Origin of the sequence: Rheinheimera lutimaris (genome assembly GCF_013283795.1) — a bacterium.
GTDB lineage: Bacteria > Pseudomonadota > Gammaproteobacteria > Enterobacterales > Alteromonadaceae > Alishewanella > Alishewanella lutimaris.
In genome coordinates, this window is sequence record NZ_JABSOD010000027.1 from 11,734 (window position 1) to 31,378 (window position 19,645).

18 protein-coding genes are annotated in these 19,645 nt (G+C 48.3%); 11 read left to right on the top strand and 7 right to left on the bottom strand.

Annotated features, from left to right (window positions below; genetic code table 11):
* Positions 1-4 precede the first annotated feature (4 nt).
* A complete protein-coding gene (gene dnaA, locus HRH59_RS17515; protein ID WP_173502592.1) occupies positions 5-1,375 on the bottom strand; it encodes a chromosomal replication initiator protein DnaA in 1,371 nt (456 codons plus the stop codon).
* A gap of 439 nt (positions 1,376-1,814) precedes the next feature.
* Here dnaA and rpmH point away from each other — a divergent pair, with 439 nt between their 5' ends.
* From rpmH to HRH59_RS17550, 7 genes are all read left to right on the top strand, one after another.
* Entirely contained in the window at positions 1,815-1,952 is a 138-nt protein-coding gene (gene rpmH / locus HRH59_RS17520; protein ID WP_068237138.1) for a 50S ribosomal protein L34, read from the top strand.
* 18 nt (positions 1,953-1,970) lie between these two features.
* Entirely contained in the window at positions 1,971-2,339 is a 369-nt protein-coding gene (gene rnpA / locus HRH59_RS17525) for a ribonuclease P protein component (RefSeq protein ID WP_173502567.1), read from the top strand.
* On the top strand, positions 2,294-2,557 hold the full coding sequence (gene yidD / locus HRH59_RS17530; protein WP_173502568.1) for a membrane protein insertion efficiency factor YidD: 264 nt from the start codon (positions 2,294-2,296) through the stop codon (positions 2,555-2,557). The genes rnpA and yidD overlap by 46 nt, the downstream gene beginning before the upstream one ends.
* 3 nt (positions 2,558-2,560) lie before the next feature.
* Entirely contained in the window at positions 2,561-4,198 is a 1,638-nt protein-coding gene (gene yidC, locus HRH59_RS17535; RefSeq protein ID WP_173502569.1) for a membrane protein insertase YidC, read from the top strand.
* A 196-nt stretch (positions 4,199-4,394) separates the two neighbouring features.
* Positions 4,395-5,759 carry a tRNA uridine-5-carboxymethylaminomethyl(34) synthesis GTPase MnmE gene (mnmE, locus tag HRH59_RS17540; RefSeq protein ID WP_173502570.1) on the top strand — a complete coding sequence of 455 codons (1,365 nt, stop codon included), beginning with the start codon at positions 4,395-4,397 and terminating at the stop codon, positions 5,757-5,759.
* A 360-nt stretch (positions 5,760-6,119) separates the two neighbouring features.
* The gene (locus HRH59_RS17545) at positions 6,120-7,055 is read left to right on the top strand and encodes a hypothetical protein (protein WP_218573554.1); all 936 of its coding nucleotides are present in this window, start codon (positions 6,120-6,122) and stop codon (positions 7,053-7,055) included.
* 98 nt (positions 7,056-7,153) lie between these two features.
* Complete coding sequence (locus HRH59_RS17550) at positions 7,154-7,783, top strand: hypothetical protein (protein WP_173502571.1); 630 nt, start codon at positions 7,154-7,156, stop codon at positions 7,781-7,783.
* 126 nt (positions 7,784-7,909) lie between these two features.
* On the opposite strand, the gene HRH59_RS17555 is transcribed toward HRH59_RS17550, so the two are convergent.
* The 6 genes from HRH59_RS17555 to HRH59_RS17580 form a co-directional block, all read right to left on the bottom strand.
* Positions 7,910-9,103, bottom strand: a complete 1,194-nt coding sequence (locus HRH59_RS17555) for a YbfB/YjiJ family MFS transporter (protein ID WP_173502572.1) — start codon at positions 9,101-9,103, stop codon at positions 7,910-7,912.
* Positions 9,104-9,215: 112 nt separating this feature from the next.
* Positions 9,216-9,707, bottom strand: a complete 492-nt coding sequence (locus tag HRH59_RS17560) for a YbhB/YbcL family Raf kinase inhibitor-like protein (protein WP_173502573.1) — start codon at positions 9,705-9,707, stop codon at positions 9,216-9,218.
* A gap of 26 nt (positions 9,708-9,733) precedes the next feature.
* Positions 9,734-10,156: a thioredoxin TrxC gene (gene trxC / locus HRH59_RS17565; protein WP_173502574.1), complete on the bottom strand. Its 423-nt coding sequence runs from the start codon at positions 10,154-10,156 to the stop codon at positions 9,734-9,736.
* A gap of 66 nt (positions 10,157-10,222) precedes the next feature.
* On the bottom strand, positions 10,223-10,711 hold the full coding sequence (locus HRH59_RS17570) for a DUF6702 family protein (RefSeq protein ID WP_173502575.1): 489 nt from the start codon (positions 10,709-10,711) through the stop codon (positions 10,223-10,225).
* Positions 10,711-13,194 (bottom strand): M1 family metallopeptidase, encoded by a 2,484-nt coding sequence (locus HRH59_RS19390; protein WP_173502576.1) that lies wholly within the window; start codon positions 13,192-13,194, stop codon positions 10,711-10,713. Before HRH59_RS19390 ends, HRH59_RS17570 begins: the two co-directional genes overlap by 1 nt.
* Before the next feature lie 152 nt (positions 13,195-13,346).
* Positions 13,347-15,122 (bottom strand): DEAD/DEAH box helicase, encoded by a 1,776-nt coding sequence (locus HRH59_RS17580; RefSeq protein WP_173502577.1) that lies wholly within the window; start codon positions 15,120-15,122, stop codon positions 13,347-13,349.
* Positions 15,123-15,285: 163 nt separating this feature from the next.
* Here HRH59_RS17580 and mioC point away from each other — a divergent pair, with 163 nt between their 5' ends.
* The 4 genes from mioC (at position 15,286) to HRH59_RS17600 (ending at position 19,641) form a co-directional block, all read left to right on the top strand.
* Positions 15,286-15,723 carry an FMN-binding protein MioC gene (gene mioC / locus HRH59_RS17585; RefSeq protein ID WP_173502578.1) on the top strand — a complete coding sequence of 146 codons (438 nt, stop codon included), beginning with the start codon at positions 15,286-15,288 and terminating at the stop codon, positions 15,721-15,723.
* Positions 15,724-16,301: 578 nt separating this feature from the next.
* Positions 16,302-18,191 (top strand): tRNA uridine-5-carboxymethylaminomethyl(34) synthesis enzyme MnmG, encoded by a 1,890-nt coding sequence (mnmG, locus tag HRH59_RS17590; protein WP_173502579.1) that lies wholly within the window; start codon positions 16,302-16,304, stop codon positions 18,189-18,191.
* An 18-nt stretch (positions 18,192-18,209) separates the two neighbouring features.
* Complete coding sequence (gene rsmG / locus HRH59_RS17595) at positions 18,210-18,827, top strand: 16S rRNA (guanine(527)-N(7))-methyltransferase RsmG (protein WP_173502580.1); 618 nt, start codon at positions 18,210-18,212, stop codon at positions 18,825-18,827.
* A 19-nt stretch (positions 18,828-18,846) separates the two neighbouring features.
* Positions 18,847-19,641 (top strand): ParA family protein, encoded by a 795-nt coding sequence (locus tag HRH59_RS17600; RefSeq protein ID WP_173502581.1) that lies wholly within the window; start codon positions 18,847-18,849, stop codon positions 19,639-19,641.
* Positions 19,642-19,645 lie beyond the last annotated feature (4 nt).

Sequence of the window (19,645 nt, forward strand, 5' to 3'; positions counted from 1 at the left end):
CCCTTTAGGATGACAAAGTACGGATTAAATTCTGGAAGTCTTCTTTTATTTCGTGCGTTTCTTCTTTTAACGATTCGATCTTACGGCAGGCATGCAGCACTGTAGTGTGATCGCGACCGCCAAAAGCATCGCCAATTTCCGGCAAACTGTGGTTGGTCAGCTCTTTCGATAACGCCATCGCCATTTGCCGCGGCCGTGCAACTGAGCGCGAACGCCGCTTAGACAATAAGTCGGCTACACGGATTTTGTAGTATTCCGCCACAGTTTTTTGGATATTCTCGATGGTAACTAACTTATCCTGTAACGCCAGTAAGTCGCGCAGCGCTTCACGCACAAAATCGATAGTAATCGGCCGGCCGGTAAAGTTAGCATTAGCGATAACACGGTTTAATGCGCCTTCTAACTCGCGCACGTTAGAACGTAAGCGCTTGGCAATAAAAAACGCCACTTCTTCCGGTAACCGGATTTGGTTTTCGTGCGCTTTGCGCATCAGAATGGCGACACGGGTTTCCAGCTCAGGCGGTTCGATAGCGATAGTCAGTCCCCAACCAAAACGCGACTTTAACCGGTCTTCCACGCCATCAATTTCTTTCGGATAACGATCGCTGGTTAAAATGATCTGCTGGTTGCCTTCTAATAAGGCATTAAAGGTGTGAAAAAACTCTTCCTGCGAGCGCTCTTTATTGGCAAAAAACTGAATATCATCGATAAGCAACGCGTCAACCGACCGATAATAGCGCTTAAACTCTTCTATAGCATTGTTTTGTAACGCTTTTACCATATCTTGTACAAAGCGTTCAGAGTGCATATAAATGACTTTGGCATCCGGCTTCTTTGCCAGGATACCGTTACCAACGGCGTGCAATAAGTGGGTTTTACCCAAACCGGTGCCGCCGTAAATAAACAAAGGGTTATACGCGGTGCCGGGGTTATCGGCTACCTGACTGGCAGCAGCACGGGCTAACTGGTTCGATTTACCCTCTACAAAGTTAGTAAAGGTGTAGTTAGCGCGCACATTGCTGGTAACGATAGTCTTGGGTGCCGGTTCTGGCGCGTCACGCTGCACGGGCGCAGCTTGCGGCACAGCGGCTATAGCCGGCGCCGGCGTATTAGACCGTGCTTTATTGCTTTGGCTGGAACCCACATCAAACTTTAAGCGCGGCGCATCGTCGCCACAGTAATCCTGGATCAGCTCTAAGATCCGGCTGAGATACTTTTCACGCACCCAATCCAGCACGAAGCGATTTGGCGCGTATAAGGTAAGCCCTGTGTCAGAACTGTCGGCTTGCAACGGGCGGATCCACATACTGAAATGCTGCGCGGGCAATTCGGCTTGCAGCGCTTGCAGGCAATTTTGCCAAACGGACTGATACACCATATCTCCTGAAGCCTTAGTTATAATGATTAAAAAGGCTGGCGTAAGTTAACGAAGCGCACATTATGGTACTATCTTATCCACAACTTCAATATTGACTTTTTCAAATTAGCGCCCTGCGCAAAGAAACAGCCATAAGCCAATGTTTAAAAACAATATATTTCTCTTATACCATTTCATAATACTGCCGCTTTTTGCCCGACCAATTTGAACTAAAAGTAAAATAACCCACACTTTATTCAGTTAAACTACAGCGCCCTGTGGAAAACTTTAGTAAAAACAGGCTCAGACAAGATCGCTGTGCAATAAAACACAGGATCAGATTGACTTTAGGCCCCAGACTACTTAAAATTCGCGCTCATTTTTGTCAGCTGCGTTTTGGTATATTTACTAAAACACAGAAACCTTTAGTAAATATTTCGACCGGACGGATGAGATTATGAGTAAAAGAACTTTTCAACCAAGCGTATTAAAGCGCAAGCGTAACCACGGTTTCCGTGCTCGTATGGCTACCAAAGGTGGTCGTCAGGTACTAGCGCGTCGCCGTGCTAAAGGCCGTCAGCGTTTATCTGCTTAATCAGCGGTTAGCCGCTGAGTGGTCAGCTTGAAATTCGGCAGGGAGTTACGTCTGTTAACTCCCGGTCAATTCGATAACGTCTTCCAACTTCCTTTTCGGGTTTCTTCCCCGCTGTTCACCATCCTGGCAAAAGCCAATCAACTGCCTCATCCCCGATTAGGCCTTACTATCGCGAAAAAACGTGTTAAATTAGCCGTGCACCGCAATCGTATTAAGCGCTGCGTGCGTAACAGCTTTCGTTTGCATCAACATGAGTTGCCTGGTGTCGATTTGGTACTGATGGTGAAAGGTGATATTAGCAATACCGCTAATGATGAGTTACAACGGCAACTGGAAAAGTTATGGCGCAAGATCGCTCGCCAGTACACCGCTTCGCTGTCAGCATAGCGTTAACGCTGCTGCGCGGGTACCAGAGACTGATTAGTCCGCTGTTTGGACCCAGCTGCCGCTTTAATCCAACCTGCTCACATTATGCTATCACCGCGATAGAACGCTTTGGCGTATTAAAAGGCTGTTGGTTAGCAGCGAAACGAATACTGAAATGTCACCCCTTGCATGCGGGCGGTGATGATCCTGTTCCTGAAAAGCACAATGAGAAAAGCTAAGCCATGGAATCACAACGTAGTTTATTAGTTATTGGTCTGGCACTGGTCAGTTTTTTACTCTGGCAGCAGTGGAATATTGACACTGCACCCAAGCCGGCAACACCGGTAACGCAACAAAGCAGCAACAGTGCAGGCGGTTCTGCCGATTTACAGCTGACCACCGCCGATGCCGAACAACCGGCGCAGGTAGCCGCAAGCGGCAATAGCACTATCAGTGTAAAAACTGATGTACTGGATTTAGCCATCAGCAGCCGTGGTGGCGATATTGTTGCGCTGCAATTACCGGAGTTTGAGCTGAATAAAGGTGCCGGTGATGCTTACCCGTTAATGCGCCGCTTACCGGGCTTCGAGTATGTTGCGCAATCCGGCCTGATTGGCCGCGATGGCCCGGACGACAGCCGTAACAGCCGGCCGGTATACAGCAGCACACAACAAAGCTATACATTGGCAGAGGGCGCCACAGAATTAGTGGTACCGTTAATGTTTAACCATAACGGCCTGCAAATTGAAAAACGCTTTACCTTTACGGCCGGCCAATATGATGTCCGGGTAGAATATTTTATCCAAAACCAAAGCGGCGAAGTTAAAACCGTTCAGCCTTATCAACATCTGGTGCAAAGTATCGATAACGGCGAAAAAAGCAGCATGATGATGCCGATATACCGCGGTGGAGCTTTCGGTACTTCTACAGACCGTTACAACAAATACAAATTTGATGATATGCAGGACAAAAACCTGCTGGAAGCCACTAATGGTGGCTGGGTAGCAATGCTGGAACATTACTTTGTCGCAGCTTGGGTACCGGATCAACAAGCCGATAATCAGTTATACAGCCTGGTGCGCAATGGTCAGGGTGTTATAGGTGCTAAAGGCCCGGCAGTCAATATCGAACCCGGCGCACAAATCAGCTTAGGCAGCAGCTTTTACGCCGGCCCTAAGTCCCAGGATAACCTGGCTAAACTGGCCAATGGTCTGGATTTAACCGTAGATTACGGTTTCCTGTGGTTTATCTCAAAGCCACTGTTTTGGTTACTCACCACCATTCAAGGTTTTGTGGTGAACTGGGGTCTGGCAATTATTTGTATCACGCTGATTGTTAAAGGCGCTATGTACCCGTTAACCAAGGTGCAGTACGAGTCGATGGCCAAAATGCGTAACTTAAAGCCGAAAATTGAAGAACTGCAGGCTCGCTACAAAGACGACCGGCAGAAAATGGGCCCGGCTATGATGGAACTGTATCGCAAAGAAAAAGTTAACCCTATGGGTGGCTGTTTACCGATGCTGATCCAAATGCCGATTTTCCTGGCACTATACTGGGTATTTGTGGAAAGCGTAGAGCTGCGCCACGCGCCCTTTATGCTGTGGATTAACGACTTGTCGGCGCAAGACCCGTACTACGTACTGCCGGTTCTGTTTGGTTTAAGCATGTTCTTAATGCAAAAACTGACACCAATGCAGGTTACCGACCCAATGCAGCAGAAGATTATGATGTGGATGCCTGTGGCGTTCTCTGTATTCTTCCTGTGGTTCCCAAGTGGTTTAGTACTGTACTGGTTTGTTAGTAACCTTATTTCACTGGCGCAGATGTTATACATCTACAAAGGTATGGAAAAGAAAGGCCTGCATACTAAAAAAGCTTAAACAAGCTAAAAAGCAGGGGTAAGGTGTCATCATGTAGCAGCAACAGGGATGTTGCGGAGATTGAGACAGCGCCGTAGTTTTTAAAAGCAGCGACGTGCTGTCGAAAGCGGCGAAATGATGATTTCCTTGCCCTTGCCGTTAAACCTTAAGCCTGTCGCATCACGTTGACAGGCTTTTTCTATTAAGAGGCAACACCATGTTTACTACCGACACCATCGCCGCTTTAGCCACCGCCCCCGGCCGCGCCGGTGTCGGTATTATCCGTATCTCCGGCCCCGATACCAAAGCCGTCGCCCAAGCTATACTGCACAAGCTGCCTAAACCGCGCTACGCCGAGTACTTACCGTTTTTTGACAGCCAGGCTAAGGTATTGGACCAGGGCATCGCCCTGCTCTTCCCCGGGCCAAATTCGTTTACCGGCGAAGATGTACTGGAGCTACAAGGTCATGGCGGCCCTGTGCTGCTGGATATGCTGTTAAAACAGGTATTAGCCCTGCCCAATGTGCGTATCGCCAGGCCGGGCGAGTTCTCTGAGCGCGCATTCTTAAACGATAAACTCGATTTAGCCCAGGCCGAAGCCATTGCCGACTTAATTGACGCCAGTAGCGAACAAGCAGCACGCAGTGCGATGCAATCATTACAGGGCGAGTTCTCCAACCGTATTCACCAACTGGTCGAAAAAGTTATTCACCTGCGCATGTACGTCGAAGCAGCGATAGACTTCCCCGATGAGGAAATCGACTTTTTATCCGACGGCAAAGTTGCCACTAATTTAGCTGAGATTATTGATTATCTTGCCACAGTAAAAAAGCAGGCCACCCAGGGCAGTATTTTACGCGAAGGCATGAAGGTTGTTATCGCCGGCCGTCCTAACGCCGGTAAATCCAGCTTGCTAAATGCCCTTGCCGGCCGCGAAGCCGCTATTGTCACCGAGATAGCCGGTACCACCCGCGACGTACTGCGTGAGCACATCCATATCGACGGCATGCCGCTGCATATTATCGACACCGCCGGTTTACGGGACGCTACCGATCAGGTCGAACAAATTGGTATAGCGCGGGCGTGGCAAGAAATAGAGCAAGCCGACCGGGTACTGTTTATGGTTGATGGCACCACCACCAACGCCACCGATCCACACGATATCTGGCCCGATTTTATCGACCGTTTACCGGCGAACCTGGGTGTAACGGTTATTCGCAATAAAGCCGATTTAACCGGCGAACCAATGACTCCGGATACCGATAGCCATACACCCGTGTATCGCTTGTCCGCTAAAACCGGCGCTGGTATCGATGCGCTGCGTGAGCATTTAAAACAATGTATCGGCTTTGACGCCAGCACCGAGGGCAGCTTCCTGGCGCGCCGCCGTCATTTAGATGCACTGGACCGTGCCGCCGAACATTTAGCTATCGGCCAGGAACAACTACACAGTTATATCGCCGGCGAAATCCTCGCAGAAGAGCTGCGGCTAACCCAGCAGCACTTAAACGAAATTACCGGCGAATTTAGTTCGGATGACTTACTCGGTAAGATTTTCAGCTCGTTTTGTATCGGTAAATAAAGTCTTAATATTAAAAGCGACAACCAGACCGTGAAAGGAAACACTCCTTGCGTCTAGTGTATTATTAAAGCTCCAGAATGGAAGACGGATAACGTTAACTCAAACGCTTGCACTAACCACTAGACCTATTCATATATGACAAGCCACGTTGTCCTTCAGAGTGAGAGCATAACAAAGAGGCACTAAGGATCGCTGAAGCAGTGTGATCTAAGCAGATGCTTGTATGCGACGCGCCAAAAGTCAATCGAGCACCTTTCATCTGTCAATATAATTTAAGTTATCCACACGCTATGTATACAAATAATTTAAGCTACGCTGCAAAAATAACTACGTCAAAATATCAGTTATCTTGGTGAAAAAGTGAAAAACACAATATGTTTTGGATTTTATCCGCACCACCTAGACATCGAAAATGAGCGTTTTTCGGTTAAAACACTCCCTGACCATAAATATGCTGTAGAGCATGTTTTGTCCGATTCAAATGTAATAAATGACTGGATTTACCCCGGAAAAGCATTTGAAAAAAACTTCATCAATGGTGTTAAAAAGGAGCTGCCTTATTCCACCAGAGTGTTTGGACTTCCTAAAACTCACGTGCTGACACTTCACGATGGTGCATCCCATGAAGAACTTGATTTTGTTGTATGGTGTATATCATTTTTTACAGGTATGCGACTTACGACAACGGAAGCTGGTTTTGTCGACGCAACGCCGATTAAGCCGGGAAAATTGGTAGATTTTGTACTTAATCGCTGCACTTTAGAGGATGCAATTGAATTGGTTCTAAGCTACGTAAAGAATGCACGTGGGCAACCTAGAGCCTTGAAACGAGTAGCTGCAATTATCCACTCTTTGTTTCTTTCGCAATACCCGCACTCTTTGGCATTTGAGCGGTTTCAGTATTTGTATATGGCGCTCGATACATGCTACAAGTTGCTGTCAGTTAAGGAACCAATAGACAGCAGTAAGCCTAACTCCCACGCTCAGCGAATCGAATGGATGTGTACAAAGTTTAATATACCAGTACCGACATGGGCGAAAGTTGATAGTCCAAAAAAAGCGTCGCAGATTTCTGTAGTTCGCAACGACGCTATGCATGAAGCCCTATTCTTTGACGAGCCATTAGGTTTTGCTGTGTACGGAGGGAATGTAAGAACTGGCACTCAAAGCAGCACGCTATTACAAATGCAGGCATTAGCTTGTCGATTAATTATTGCAGCTCTTGGTCGACCTGAAATAAGTTATGTTTCGACTCCAGTAGACACACGTGGAATTTATCCGTTGAGACTAATTTAATTACGTTTGCAATGAACCAGGTCTTCCGGAAGAAAGCTTGACCTATGCGATTAATCATATATAGTTCTATATATGATTAAATCCATGGAAATATTAAGATGCCAGTTACAATAAGCATTTCAGATGATGTGTACCGCAGATTAGAAGGGTTGGCAGTCGGGTTCGACACGCCAGAGAGAGTTATCGAGCGACTACTCGACTCGGTTGAGGAGAGCGGACCGAAGTCCAGCGACGGCAAACCGTCCCTAACTTTCGTTCCTAATGAGGCATCTTTCAAAAATGAACTGATAGCACGCAAGAGAGCACAGGTCGTTCTTTATTTGAAAAACGGTGAGCGAGATGTCATTCATTGGAATGCTTCTAGGTTCCAACCCAGCTCAAACCTGCGAGCTAATTTATGGTCAGGCATTCTGAGAAACTGGAAGGATAAAGGGATCACCTCTGCAGAACTTTCAGCTCTCCCCCAAGGTCACAACCACCTTGACGACAACACCGATCTATTAGTTGCTATTGCAGGAGAGGTTCACTGGACGCTCGAAGAGGTAGAGCAGTACTTCGTGGAATATGACATGGTTAGTAGTGACGACGGCCATCCCTACTACTACCTCGCGACCTTCAGTGATGAGACTCCTGACGAGCTTAAAAAAATTGCCGGGCTGAACAGCTCAAATCAGCTTCATTTGGACCTAAACATCGTTCCGGATGAAGATCCGGGTGAGATAGAGTAGAGTAATACTTTTTATAATCAGTACGTTATGAGGGTTCCGGTTCACGGACATTGATCCCTACCCACCCCGCAACGCACATATTGAATTGATTTATATATAATTTTCTTATTCTGTATCGGGAAGTAACTAACTCAGCTGATCCAATCGCTGGGCGGTGTTATCCGTTGCTATTAACACCGCAATCAGCAGTGCGCCTAACGCAACAAAACCCGCCGCCAGATACAAGCCGATAGCATAGTGGCCGGTGGTTTCGGCCAAATAGCCGGTTAATGCCGGCGCTATTACCTGAGCACTGCCGTAGGCCAGGGTCATTTTGCCCATTAGTTTCGCCGGTTTACTCGGGTACAGTCGCCCTGCCATGGTTAATACCAAGCTGACCACTCCGACAAAAGTCGCACCAAACAGCGCCGCGCTTAACAGCACCACCGTGAGTGAGCTAAACCATAATGGCAGTAAAATTGCCACGCTTTGCGCCAATAACGCCAGCATAATGGCTTTCAGATACCCTGTTTTGCGGGCGATTAAATCCCATAGCATTACCGCCGGCGCTGCCGCTAATCCCAGTATGATAAAACTGTTGTTACCGCTGCCACTTAAGCCCGGCATGCGCTCGACTATGGTGACAATAAAGGTCGCACTGATCACATAGCCGTAGCCGGCACAAAAATAGCTGGCCAGCATCAGGCGGATAAAGCGTTTGGCCGGAGGCGTATCAGCAGCGCTATTGTGTGTCGACAGTACAACGACTGCAGGCCGCGGCAACCAGCGCCAGGCCGGAATCGCCAGCAGTACACCAAACAAGGCAAAGTATTGCCACTGCGCACGCCAATCCAGCTGTAACGCTACCATTAGCTCGACTAACAACGCCGATAACGCTATGCCAAAACCCAGCCCGGCGAAATGGATGCCCAGCTCCGCCCGTTGTTTGTGGCTTAACAGCCAGTGCATAATCAGGCCGGAGGCTATCAGCATAGAACCGGCACTGCTTAAACCGGCAATAAAGCGCCACAGCGACCACAGCCAAACGTTAGTAGTTAACGCCATACCCAAGGTGCTCAATACAGCTAAGATCAACCCCAACCGGTACAGGCTGTCTTTTAGTCTAAGGTTAGTCAGGCTGGCGGCCAGCAGGGCACCGGCCATATAACCGAGATAATTCACCGCAGCCAGATAGCCACCACTGGCATCATTAAGCACCTGTTGTTGCTGCATTAACGGTAATAGCGGCGTGTAAGCAAAACGCGCAACGCCCAGACAAAGTAACTGACTGAAAAAGCCGGCCAGCAACACATAAAAACGTTGTGGTATGCGGTTAGTCATATTGTTTGCTGATATTGGCAGAATAATGCCTCCGGCTGGCGAAAAGCCTTAGCTTAGCGCAACAAAAAAGGCCGCGGTATGCGGCCTTAGTCTGATATCCCGTTGTTAACACTTAGCGGGCGTAAGTGGCGGTTAGTGTAGCTTTGCCCAGTGCCATGGCGTTGAGCATAAAGCCAACCACAGCGGCGCTGGCGCCATCTGCTGCCGGCAAGCTGTCTTCCGGCAATGCCCAAACGGTAAACTGATAACGGTGCATACCATGGCCCTCGGGCGGGCAGGCACCACCAAAGTCTTTGCTGCCGTAATCATTGTTAAAGCTGCGACAACCTGGTGGCAAACTGCCTTTACCGGCGCCGCGGGCTAAGCCTGTGGCAGCAGCAGGTATGTCGGTGACCAGCCAGTGCCAAAAACCTGAGCAAGTGGGTGCATCCGGGTCAAATACGGTAACGGCAAAGCTTTTGGTTCCCGCAGGGGCATTAGCCCACTGCAGTTCGGGCGACACATTTTTGCCGCTGCAACCAAAACCATCAAACTCGTGCTCTTTGGCCATAAAGTGGCCTTCTTTAATGTCCGGACTGCTGAGCGTAAAAACCTGTGATGTCATAATGCCTCCAAAATGTGAGTGAACACTTACTTATACTGAGACAGCCATTGATAAAAGGCTTGCTTGGGTAAAGCACCCGCTTGTTGTGCCACAACCTTGCCCTGTTTAAACAGCATTAAGGTAGGAATAGAGCGGATATTAAACTGCGCCGCTAATTGCTGCTGTTGCTCAGTATTGATTTTACCAAAGCGAAAATGCGGCTCCAGCTCACGTGCTGCCTGGCTGAAAACCGGCGCAAAGCTCTGGCACGGGCCACACCAACCGGCCCAAAAATCCACCACTAGCGGCAATTCACTTTTATTGGCATGGGCAGAAAAATTAGCTGCCGTCAGCTCAAGTGGCTCGCCGCTAAACAATGGCTGTTTGCATTTACCACAACGCGCTTCAAGCGCCGGCTTCTGTGTCGGTAAACGATTTAAGCCATTACAACTCGGACAGGCGATAACCATGCTCAGCTCCAGATTTTGTCTACCGGCGGATATATGGCGCCTGGCCGGTTACTTTTAAAGCCAAAGCTAAAAACTTAGCTGCTGCCAGCCGGTTTTATTGTCAAAGCTCAGGCTTTTTACTTCACCACGGCCTTCGACATTTACCGTATTCACCTGCGCCGGCCACAAGGCCTGCAAGGCATTGTGTTTAATGCGCAAACCGTCTAACCCGGTCGGTATAGTTGCTTCCTGATACACCCAGAAAAACCGGCCATCCAGTTGTCCGCCAATCAACGTCAGATTGATAGCGTCGCCGCTTAGAGAGGTTAACGCAAAATGCTCGCTAACATAGCGGCTGAAGGTGTGTTGGGTTTGCTCGCTGTTGAGTAAGTCAGCGCCTTTATCAAACAATTGCTTTACGCCGTGTTCTGCATCGTGCACATAAAAGCGGTGCATCACCTCGATATTGCCACTGCGCTGATTAAACAGCACCTTAGTCAGTGCTGTTTTCATTTCATGCGCAGCTAACTGGCCGCAAACAGCGGCCAGTAACAACAAGGCTAACAGCCTACGCATCAATTATTATCCTTTGACTTGTCGTCAGCTTTTTTCGCCGGATCTTTCAATTCGGTTTTGCTGTCCTGCATAATATCGCGGCTGACTTTGGCTTTGCTCTTGTCGGCTTTGTAAGCTTCAATGCGCGACGGAATAATCCGCCGCGGGTAAAAGTTGTTTTCAATATCGACATCGGCTGTTTCCCATTTCGGATCAACTACTACGTCCTGCAGTACTTTATCTTTGGCGGTAACAATCAGTTTATTCACTGCCTTTGGGCTGCGGCGCCAAATTTCGGCCGGTATATACTGCTGCTCACTGCTGCCGTCGGTGTAGTTCAGCTGCAGCAGAATTGGCATGACCAGGCCGCCTTTGTTGCTAAACCGGAGTACATAGTAGTTTTTATCTTCTGCTACCGCGCGTTCAAAGGCGGTGCGCTCCCACGGCTCTAAATCGTGCAGGAACTTGTTGTAAGCATTACGCTCTTTGTTAGTGACGGTAAAACGGTCGTTGTCGTCATAGAAATCGCGCACATCAGGATTTTGCTCAACCCACAGTACTTTACCTTCGGCTTTATTGCGTTCAACAAACAACGGCATCGGCTTATCCAACTCCTGCTGGCGCTGGCGCTGAAAATCAATGTCCGGGTTCTTGGTATCTAAACGCAGCTGAAACACTTTATCCAGAGAGATATCTACATGGTCAGTACTGTAAAACCAACCGCGCCAGAACCAGTCTAAATCTACCCCACTGGCTTCTTCCATGGTGCGGAAAAAGTCTGCCGGTGTTGGCCGCTTAAACTTCCAGCGTGTGGCGTATTCTTTAAAGGCAAAATCAAACAGTTCGCGGCCTAAAATCACCTCGCGCAAGATATTCAGCGCCGCCGCCGGCTTGGTATAAGCATTCGGCCCCAGTCTTAACACACTGTCAGACTGCGTCATAATAGGCACCTGCACATCGGATTTCATATAATCGACGATATCGCGCGGCTCTACGCCCCATGGAATGGTCGGATCCCACTCGCGACCGGCAACACCGTCTAAAAAGCTGTTTAAGCCTTCATCCATCCATGTCCACTGCCGCTCGTCGGAATTAACCACCATCGGGAAGTAAATATGGCCGACTTCGTGGATCACCACGCCGATTAAAAAGCGCTTTTCGGCTTGCGAGTATGTGCGGCTGCCATCGTCCTGCAATTTAGTGCGCGGGCCGTTAAAGGTGATCATCGGGTATTCCATGCCACCGACCGGACCATTTACCGATTGCGCTACCGGATACGGATAATCAAACGAAAACCGCGAGTACACTTCCATGGTATGCACTATGGCTTCGGTGGAATACTTCTGCCACAGCTCGCCGCCTTCTTTAGGGTAAAACGACATCGCCATCACAAACGGCTGCTCAGTGCCGCCTTGCTGATAGCCTTTGGCGTCCCAGATAAATTTACGCGATGAAGCCCAGGCAAAATCACGCACGTTTTTTGCTTTAAAATGCCAGGTTTTGCTGCTGTCAGTGCCGTCTTTCTCGTTTTCCAGCGCTTCCGCTTCAGTAACCACAAACACCGGTCGTTTCGCCGTTTTGGCTTGTTCCAGTCGGGCCAATTGCTGTTTAGTTAACACTTTGCTGCTGTTTTGTAGCTCGCCGGTCGAAGATACAATATGGTCGCCCGGCACCGTTAAGCGGACATCATAATCACCAAATTCCAGCGTAAACTCGCCACGACCTAAAAATTCTTTATTGGTCCAGGCTTCATAATCGGTATAAGCCACTAAACGCGGAAACCACTGCGCCAATAAGAAAATATCATTACCACCTTCGCGGGCGTCTTTGGGGAAGTGCTCATAACCGGAGCGTGCCGATACCGCATCTTCTTCGACAATATTAAACGCAAAATCCAGACTAAAATCGGTTGTTTGGCCGGGCTTTAACGGCTTATCCAAATCGATGCGCATCAAGGTGCCAACAATGGTCACCGGCAAGGCTTTACCACTACTGCTTTTAACATTGCTGATAACAAAGCCCAGCTCATTGTCGGCCATAAACTGCTGCCGGCGTAGCTCTTCCAGACTTAAACGGGCCGTAATATCACCATCACCAACCGATGTGGCCGGGCCACGGCGGCCGATACCGCCAAAGTCGGTACTCATTTCAGCCAGCGAATCGCTTTTAAAGATATTCTGATCCAGATGCAACCAAAGATACTTCAGACTGTAGGGCGAGTTATTTTTATAACTAATTTGCTGCTTAGTGCTGATCCGGCGTTTAGCCTCATCCAGCACCACGTCCATTTTATAATTTACCTGTTGCTGCCAATATTGCTGGCCCGGTTCACCTGCAGCATTACGGTACACATTCGGTGTAGGCAGCACTTCGTCTAACTGGCGAAACTTATCTTCGAAGTCACCTTTGGTTTGGCGGATAGCATCGGCATTTACCACACTACTGCAAAGCAACGCTGCCAGCAGGCTAAATAACGGCAAGGGGCGGGAAAAAATGGTCGGCATAATTAGCTGCTCTCTTATTATCAGTGTGTTAAGCAAGCCTTCTACAATAAGAAACTTCCGCCTGGCAAACAAGCGCTGTTTAACACGCACAGTGGTTAATCTGTCGCCAATAAAAAACCCTGCCTCGGCAGGGTTTGGTATTACACGGCCACTTAATCGCGTGGTTTACGTGGTGCGCGTGGTGCAGCACCCGGGCGTGGGCCCGGGCCGTTAGACGGGCGACGCTCACCGGCCGGTGCTGCGCCGCTGTCTACCGTGATATTCAGCTTTTGCTTACGCACATAAACTTTTTTCAGGTGCTGGAAAATCTCATTCGGAATGGTTGCAGGCAACTCAACGGTACTGAAATGCTCAAACAGCTTAATATTACCGATAAACTGGCTGTCGATATTGGCTTCGTTGGCAATAGCTCCAACGATATCACCGGCACGTACGCCGTGCTCTTTACCTACTTCAATGCGGTAAGTCTGGTAGTCGCCTTTCATTTCACGCTTAACACGCGGGCCACGGTCCGGACGCTCGCCACTGCGTTCAGGGCGATCTGAGCGTTCACGACGCGGACGGTCATCACGATCGCCACCACGGGCGTGCGGCTCACGAATTTCCGGGAACTGGCTGGCCACGTTTAACGGCTGGTCTTTTTGCGCTAAATATAACAACGCCGCGGCCAGGTCATTTTCTGTGGTCTCAATCTTCTCGCGCCAATCGTTAATTAACGTTTGGAAGAAGCTTAAATCCTGAGTTTCAATCGTTTGTGCTAACTGCTCTCGGAACGATTCGATACGACGCTGTTCAATAACCCGGCCGGTTGGCAGAGACATTTGCTCAATCGGCTGCTTGGTAGCATGCTCAATGGTACGCAGTAAACGGCGCTCACGTGGCGAAACGAATAAAATCGCTTTTCCTTCACGGCCGGCACGACCGGTACGGCCGATACGGTGTACATAGGCTTCGCTGTCATACGGAATGTCGTAGTTTACTACCAGGCTGATACGTTCAACGTCCAAACCACGGGCCGCAACGTCGGTAGCAACAATAACGTCCAGTTGGTTCGCTTTCATTTTCCGAATGGTCAGCTCGCGGTGCGCCTGGTTCATGTCACCATTTAAGCACGCTACGGCATAACCACGGGCACCCAGTTTTTCGGCAATTTCTTCAGTAGCACTTTTGGTGCGCACAAATACGATAGTGGCATCGTACTCTTCGCCTTCCAGTACACGCGTTAACGCATCCAGCTTTTGATTGCCATCTAACATCACATAGCTTTGCTTAATACGTTCTACTGTACTGGTTTTCGAGGCAATTTTAATTTCTTCAGCATTTTTTAAGTGCTTTTGCGCAATAGCGCGGATTTGCGGTGGCATAGTAGCAGAGAACATGGCTACCTGACGGCCGGCCGGCGTGGCATCCATAATAGTTTGCACGTCGTCGATAAAGCCCATGCGCAGCATTTCGTCGGCTTCATCCAGTACGATAGCACGCAGCTTATCCAGCTTTAACGTACCACGGTCTAAGTGATCGAGAATACGGCCTGGCGTACCAACAATTACCTGAGAGCCACGTTTCAGCGATTTAAGCTGATTGGTGTAGCTCTGGCCACCGTATAACGGCAGTACATGAAACGCCGGCATATAACGGGCATAAGCCTGGAATGCTTCAGCTACCTGAATCGCCAGCTCACGCGTTGGCGCCAAAACCAGAATTTGCGGATCATTTTGTGCAGGGTCAAGCCGTGCTAATAAAGGCAGCGCGAAAGCACCGGTTTTACCGGTACCGGTTTGCGCCTGGCCTAATACATCCTCGCCAGCTAATAATTTCGGGATAGCTGCAGCCTGGATAGGCGACGGCGTTTCATAGCCAAGTTCGGTAACAGCACGAATAATAGCTTCAGGCAGCATTAGCTGGGAAAATGACACAGTGTCAGACATACGTTGTTTAAACCTCAATAACACGCAGGCGTAGTGATAGTGCTATTGTTGCTTTTACTTAGCCTGCAGAGCAGTAAAAGCACGTAAATCATGCCAAAAACATAGCTTTGGCTGATTTTATTCCAGTAGTATAGCCAAACATTCTTATGACAAGAGGCATATCATGATAGACATCCTCGTTGGCAGCCAAATGGGCGCAGCGGAATATGTGGCAGAACAAGTTGCTGAAACACTGGTACAAGCGGGCTATGAAGCAACACTTCATCTGAAACCCGAACTGGATCACCTTAACCCTTCCGGGGTTTGGTTAGTGATCACATCCACCTATGGCGCAGGAGATCTGCCTGATAATATTCAACCCTTTGCGGATCAATTAGCACAAGATCGGCGTGATCTTACCACACTTTCTTATGCCGTGATCACTTTAGGTGACTCTGCATACGATACTTTTTGTGAAGCCGGACGAAAACTGGCCGCTTTACTGTCAGCAAAGGGAGCGGTGAGCCTGATCAGCCCACTGGAAATTGACGCTCAGCAAGCGGCATTGCCTGAAGATACTGCTGTTGCCTGGTTACCGAAACTGATAAAAGTACTGGCATAAAAAAAGCGGGTGGCAAGAACCACCCGCAAACACAAGTATATCTCAGGAAGAACAGGATAACGTTAGTCTCTCCCGGGTTGGCCTCAGCAATAAAACCAACTTGCAGCTAATCTACTGTGACAAGACGAAATAATCTTTATATCAGCATGATAAAGCGATGATAAAACTGCGATCACAGGTTAAACAGAGTTAACACCAACTTATACACATTTATACGATTACCAGAATCTTAATGTGTATAAGTACAGCGTTTACCGGTGATTAAGCTGTATTTATCCTTAATATAAAAAATATTTTTTTCTGCCTTGTGGATAAAGTGCCATTTTGATCACCGGTTCAACAACATTAGATCCTGGCTTGATCACAGGATCCGATCCTGCCTAAGCTTATGATCCTTTACCGGAAGATCGGCTTATGCACTGAAAATGTCTTGCTTAATAGTAAACATAATAAAAAGATCTCTAAAAAGATCTTATTTAATTTAGAAGATCCTCTGCCCGCAACAGCATTCCACTTACATCAGGATCGCGCTACAATACACGCCCTGTTACTGTTTAGCGGATTAACCTGAGGCAACTATGCTGTACCAAGAGATATTCGACGTAATTGTTGTCGGTGGTGGTCATGCCGGCACAGAAGCTGCTTTGGCTGCTGCCCGCATGGGACGCAATACATTGTTGCTTACACATAATGTTGAAACCCTTGGCCAGATGTCGTGTAATCCGGCTATTGGCGGCATAGGTAAAGGCCATCTGGTAAAAGAAATTGATGCCTTAGGTGGTGCTATAGCCATCGCTGCTGACAAAGGTGGTATTCAGTTCAGAACGTTAAACAGCTCAAAGGGCCCAGCTGTCAGAGCAACCCGTGCCCAGGCAGACCGTCAACTGTACCGCGCCGCAATCCGGCATATACTGGAAAACCAGCCTAATTTAAGTATTTTCCAACAAGCTTGTGATGATCTTATCGTTGAAAATGATCAGGTCACCGGTGTGGTAACCCAGATGGGCTTAAAATTTAAAGCTAAGTCTGTCGTACTTACCGTTGGTACCTTTTTAGGTGGCCAAATACATATTGGTTTACAAAGCCACTCCGGCGGCAGAGCAGGTGATCCACCATCGATTGCTTTGGCAAAACGCTTACGTGAATTACCGTTTCGGGTAGATCGGTTAAAAACCGGCACACCGCCCCGTATTGATGCCCGCACTATCGATTTTTCTTTGATGCAACCGCAACCAGGTGACACACCAACACCGGTGTTCTCCTTTATGGGCAAGCAAAGCGACCATCCGCAACAGATCCCTTGTTACATTACTTACACCAATGAACAAACGCACGAAGTTATCCGTAATAACCTCGACAGATCACCGATGTACACCGGCGTAATTGAAGGCATAGGCCCGCGTTATTGCCCTTCTATCGAAGATAAAATTACCCGTTTTGCCGATAAAGACAAACATCAGATCTTTATTGAGCCCGAGGGTTTAACTACCCATGAAGTCTATCCGAACGGCATCTCAACCAGCTTACCCTTTGATGTGCAATTGAGCATAGTACGCTCGATTAAAGGCATGGAAAATGCTCACATAACCAGACCAGGGTACGCCATCGAGTATGACTTCTTTGATCCACGTGATCTGAAAAACAGCCTGGAAACCAAATTTATTAAAGGCCTGTTCTTTGCCGGCCAGATAAACGGCACAACCGGTTATGAAGAAGCCGGTGCTCAGGGCTTATTAGCCGGCTTAAATGCTGCCCTGTTTAGTCAGGAAAAAGACAGCTGGTCGCCGGGCCGTGAGCAAGCCTACCTTGGTGTACTGGTAGACGATTTAACCACCATGGGTACCAAAGAGCCGTACCGCATGTTTACCAGCCGTGCTGAATATCGCTTAATGTTGCGTGAAGATAACGCAGATGCACGTTTGACCGAAAAAGGCCGTGAATTTGGTTTAGTTGATGATGCTCGCTGGGCTGCTTTTAATGAAAAAATGGAACAGATTGCGCTGGAACGGCAACGTCTGAAACAAAGTTGGGTCCACCCACAGCACGCGGGATTACAGGCAGTAAATGCGCTGGTAAAAACCCCGCTGACAAAAGAAGCCAATCTGGAAGAATTAATGCGCCGGCCGGAAGTGACTTACGCGCAATTAATGCAAATCAGTGATCTGGGCCCGGGGATTGCCGATCAAGCTGCAGCTGAACAGGTAGAAATTCAGATAAAATACGAAGGCTATATCCATCGGCAACAAGACGAAATAGCCAAACAACAACGTAATGAACAAACGTTATTGCCGCAACAATTTGATTATAAATCAGTAAAAGGTTTATCAAACGAAGTTATCGTGAAATTAAACCAAACCCAGCCGCAAACGGTGGGCCAGGCATCACGTATTTCCGGCATTACGCCGGCGGCCATTTCGTTGTTACTGGTTTATCTGAAGAAACAAGGCTTACTGCGAAAATCTGCCTAAGCCGGGTTAAGGATCACGATGTTAGAAAAACTCCGCGCACTGGTAGCTGAAACTAAGCTGATATTGTCAGAGCAACAATTACAGCAATGTGTCAGCTACGTGCAATTATTAGATAAATGGAACAGTGCGTACAACCTGACATCAGTGCGCGATCCTAACGAAATGCTGATAAAACATGTGTTGGACTCTTTAGTTGTCGCGCCGTTTTTAACCGGAGAGCGCTTTATTGATGTCGGTACAGGCCCGGGGTTGCCAGGCGTATTACTGGCCATTTATTACCCTGACAAACACTTTACCTTGCTCGACAGCCTGGGCAAACGCATCCGTTTTTTAAATCAGGTAAAGTTGCAATTAAAGCTGGATAATATTCAGCCACTGCAAAGCCGTGTTGAAGAGCATCTGCCGGCACAAGGTTACGACGGCGTAATAAGCCGCGCTTTTGCCTCAATCAATGATATGCTCAGTTGGTGTAAACACTTACCGGCTGAGAAAGGCCGCTTTTTCGCCATGAAAGGCGCAGCGGTACAAGAAGAAATTGCAGCTTTACCTGATTTTGTTAAAGTAGCCGCTGTTCAGCCACTTATTGTGCCGCAGTTGCAAGCACAACGGCATTTGGTAATACTGGACCCCTGCTAACTGATATCGAGGACATCTTGTGGCGAAAGTCATCGCAATTGCTAACCAAAAAGGTGGTGTGGGTAAAACCACCACAGCGGTGAATCTGGCTGCTTCGCTGGCAGCAACCAAGCGCAAAGTGTTACTGATCGATTTAGATCCGCAAGGCAACGCCACTATGGGTAGCGGTGTCGATAAATACGATTTACCGGCCACCGCATACGAACTGCTGGTAGACGACAAACCCTTGGTTGATGTAGTGGTAAAAGAAACCAGTGGTGGCTATCACCTGGTAGCCGCAAACTCTGATCTAACAGCTGCAGAAGTGCGCTTAATGAATGTATTTGCCCGCGAACTGCGTTTGCGCAATGCATTAAAAGACTACCGCAACAGTTACGATTTTATCTTTATCGATTGCCCACCTTCGCTGAATATGTTGACCGTTAATGCCATGGCCGCTGCAGACACCGTGTTAGTGCCTATGCAGTGTGAGTATTTTGCTCTGGAAGGTTTGACCGCGTTGGTTGAAACCATTAACCAATTGGCGGCAGCGGTTAATCCTGAGTTAAAGATCGAAGGTATATTAAGAACCATGTACGATCCGCGCAACCGGTTAGCGAACGATGTTGCGGAACAATTAAAACAACATTTTGGTGACAAAGTGTATCGTGCGGTGATCCCGCGCAATGTGCGTTTGGCAGAGGCACCCAGTTTCGGTGCACCGGTAATGTATTACGATAAAAATTCAACCGGGGCAAAAGCTTATCTGGCACTGGCCGGTGAAATGTTACGTCGGGCAGATAAAAAAACCGTAAACAGCACAGCCACTGTCTGATCTG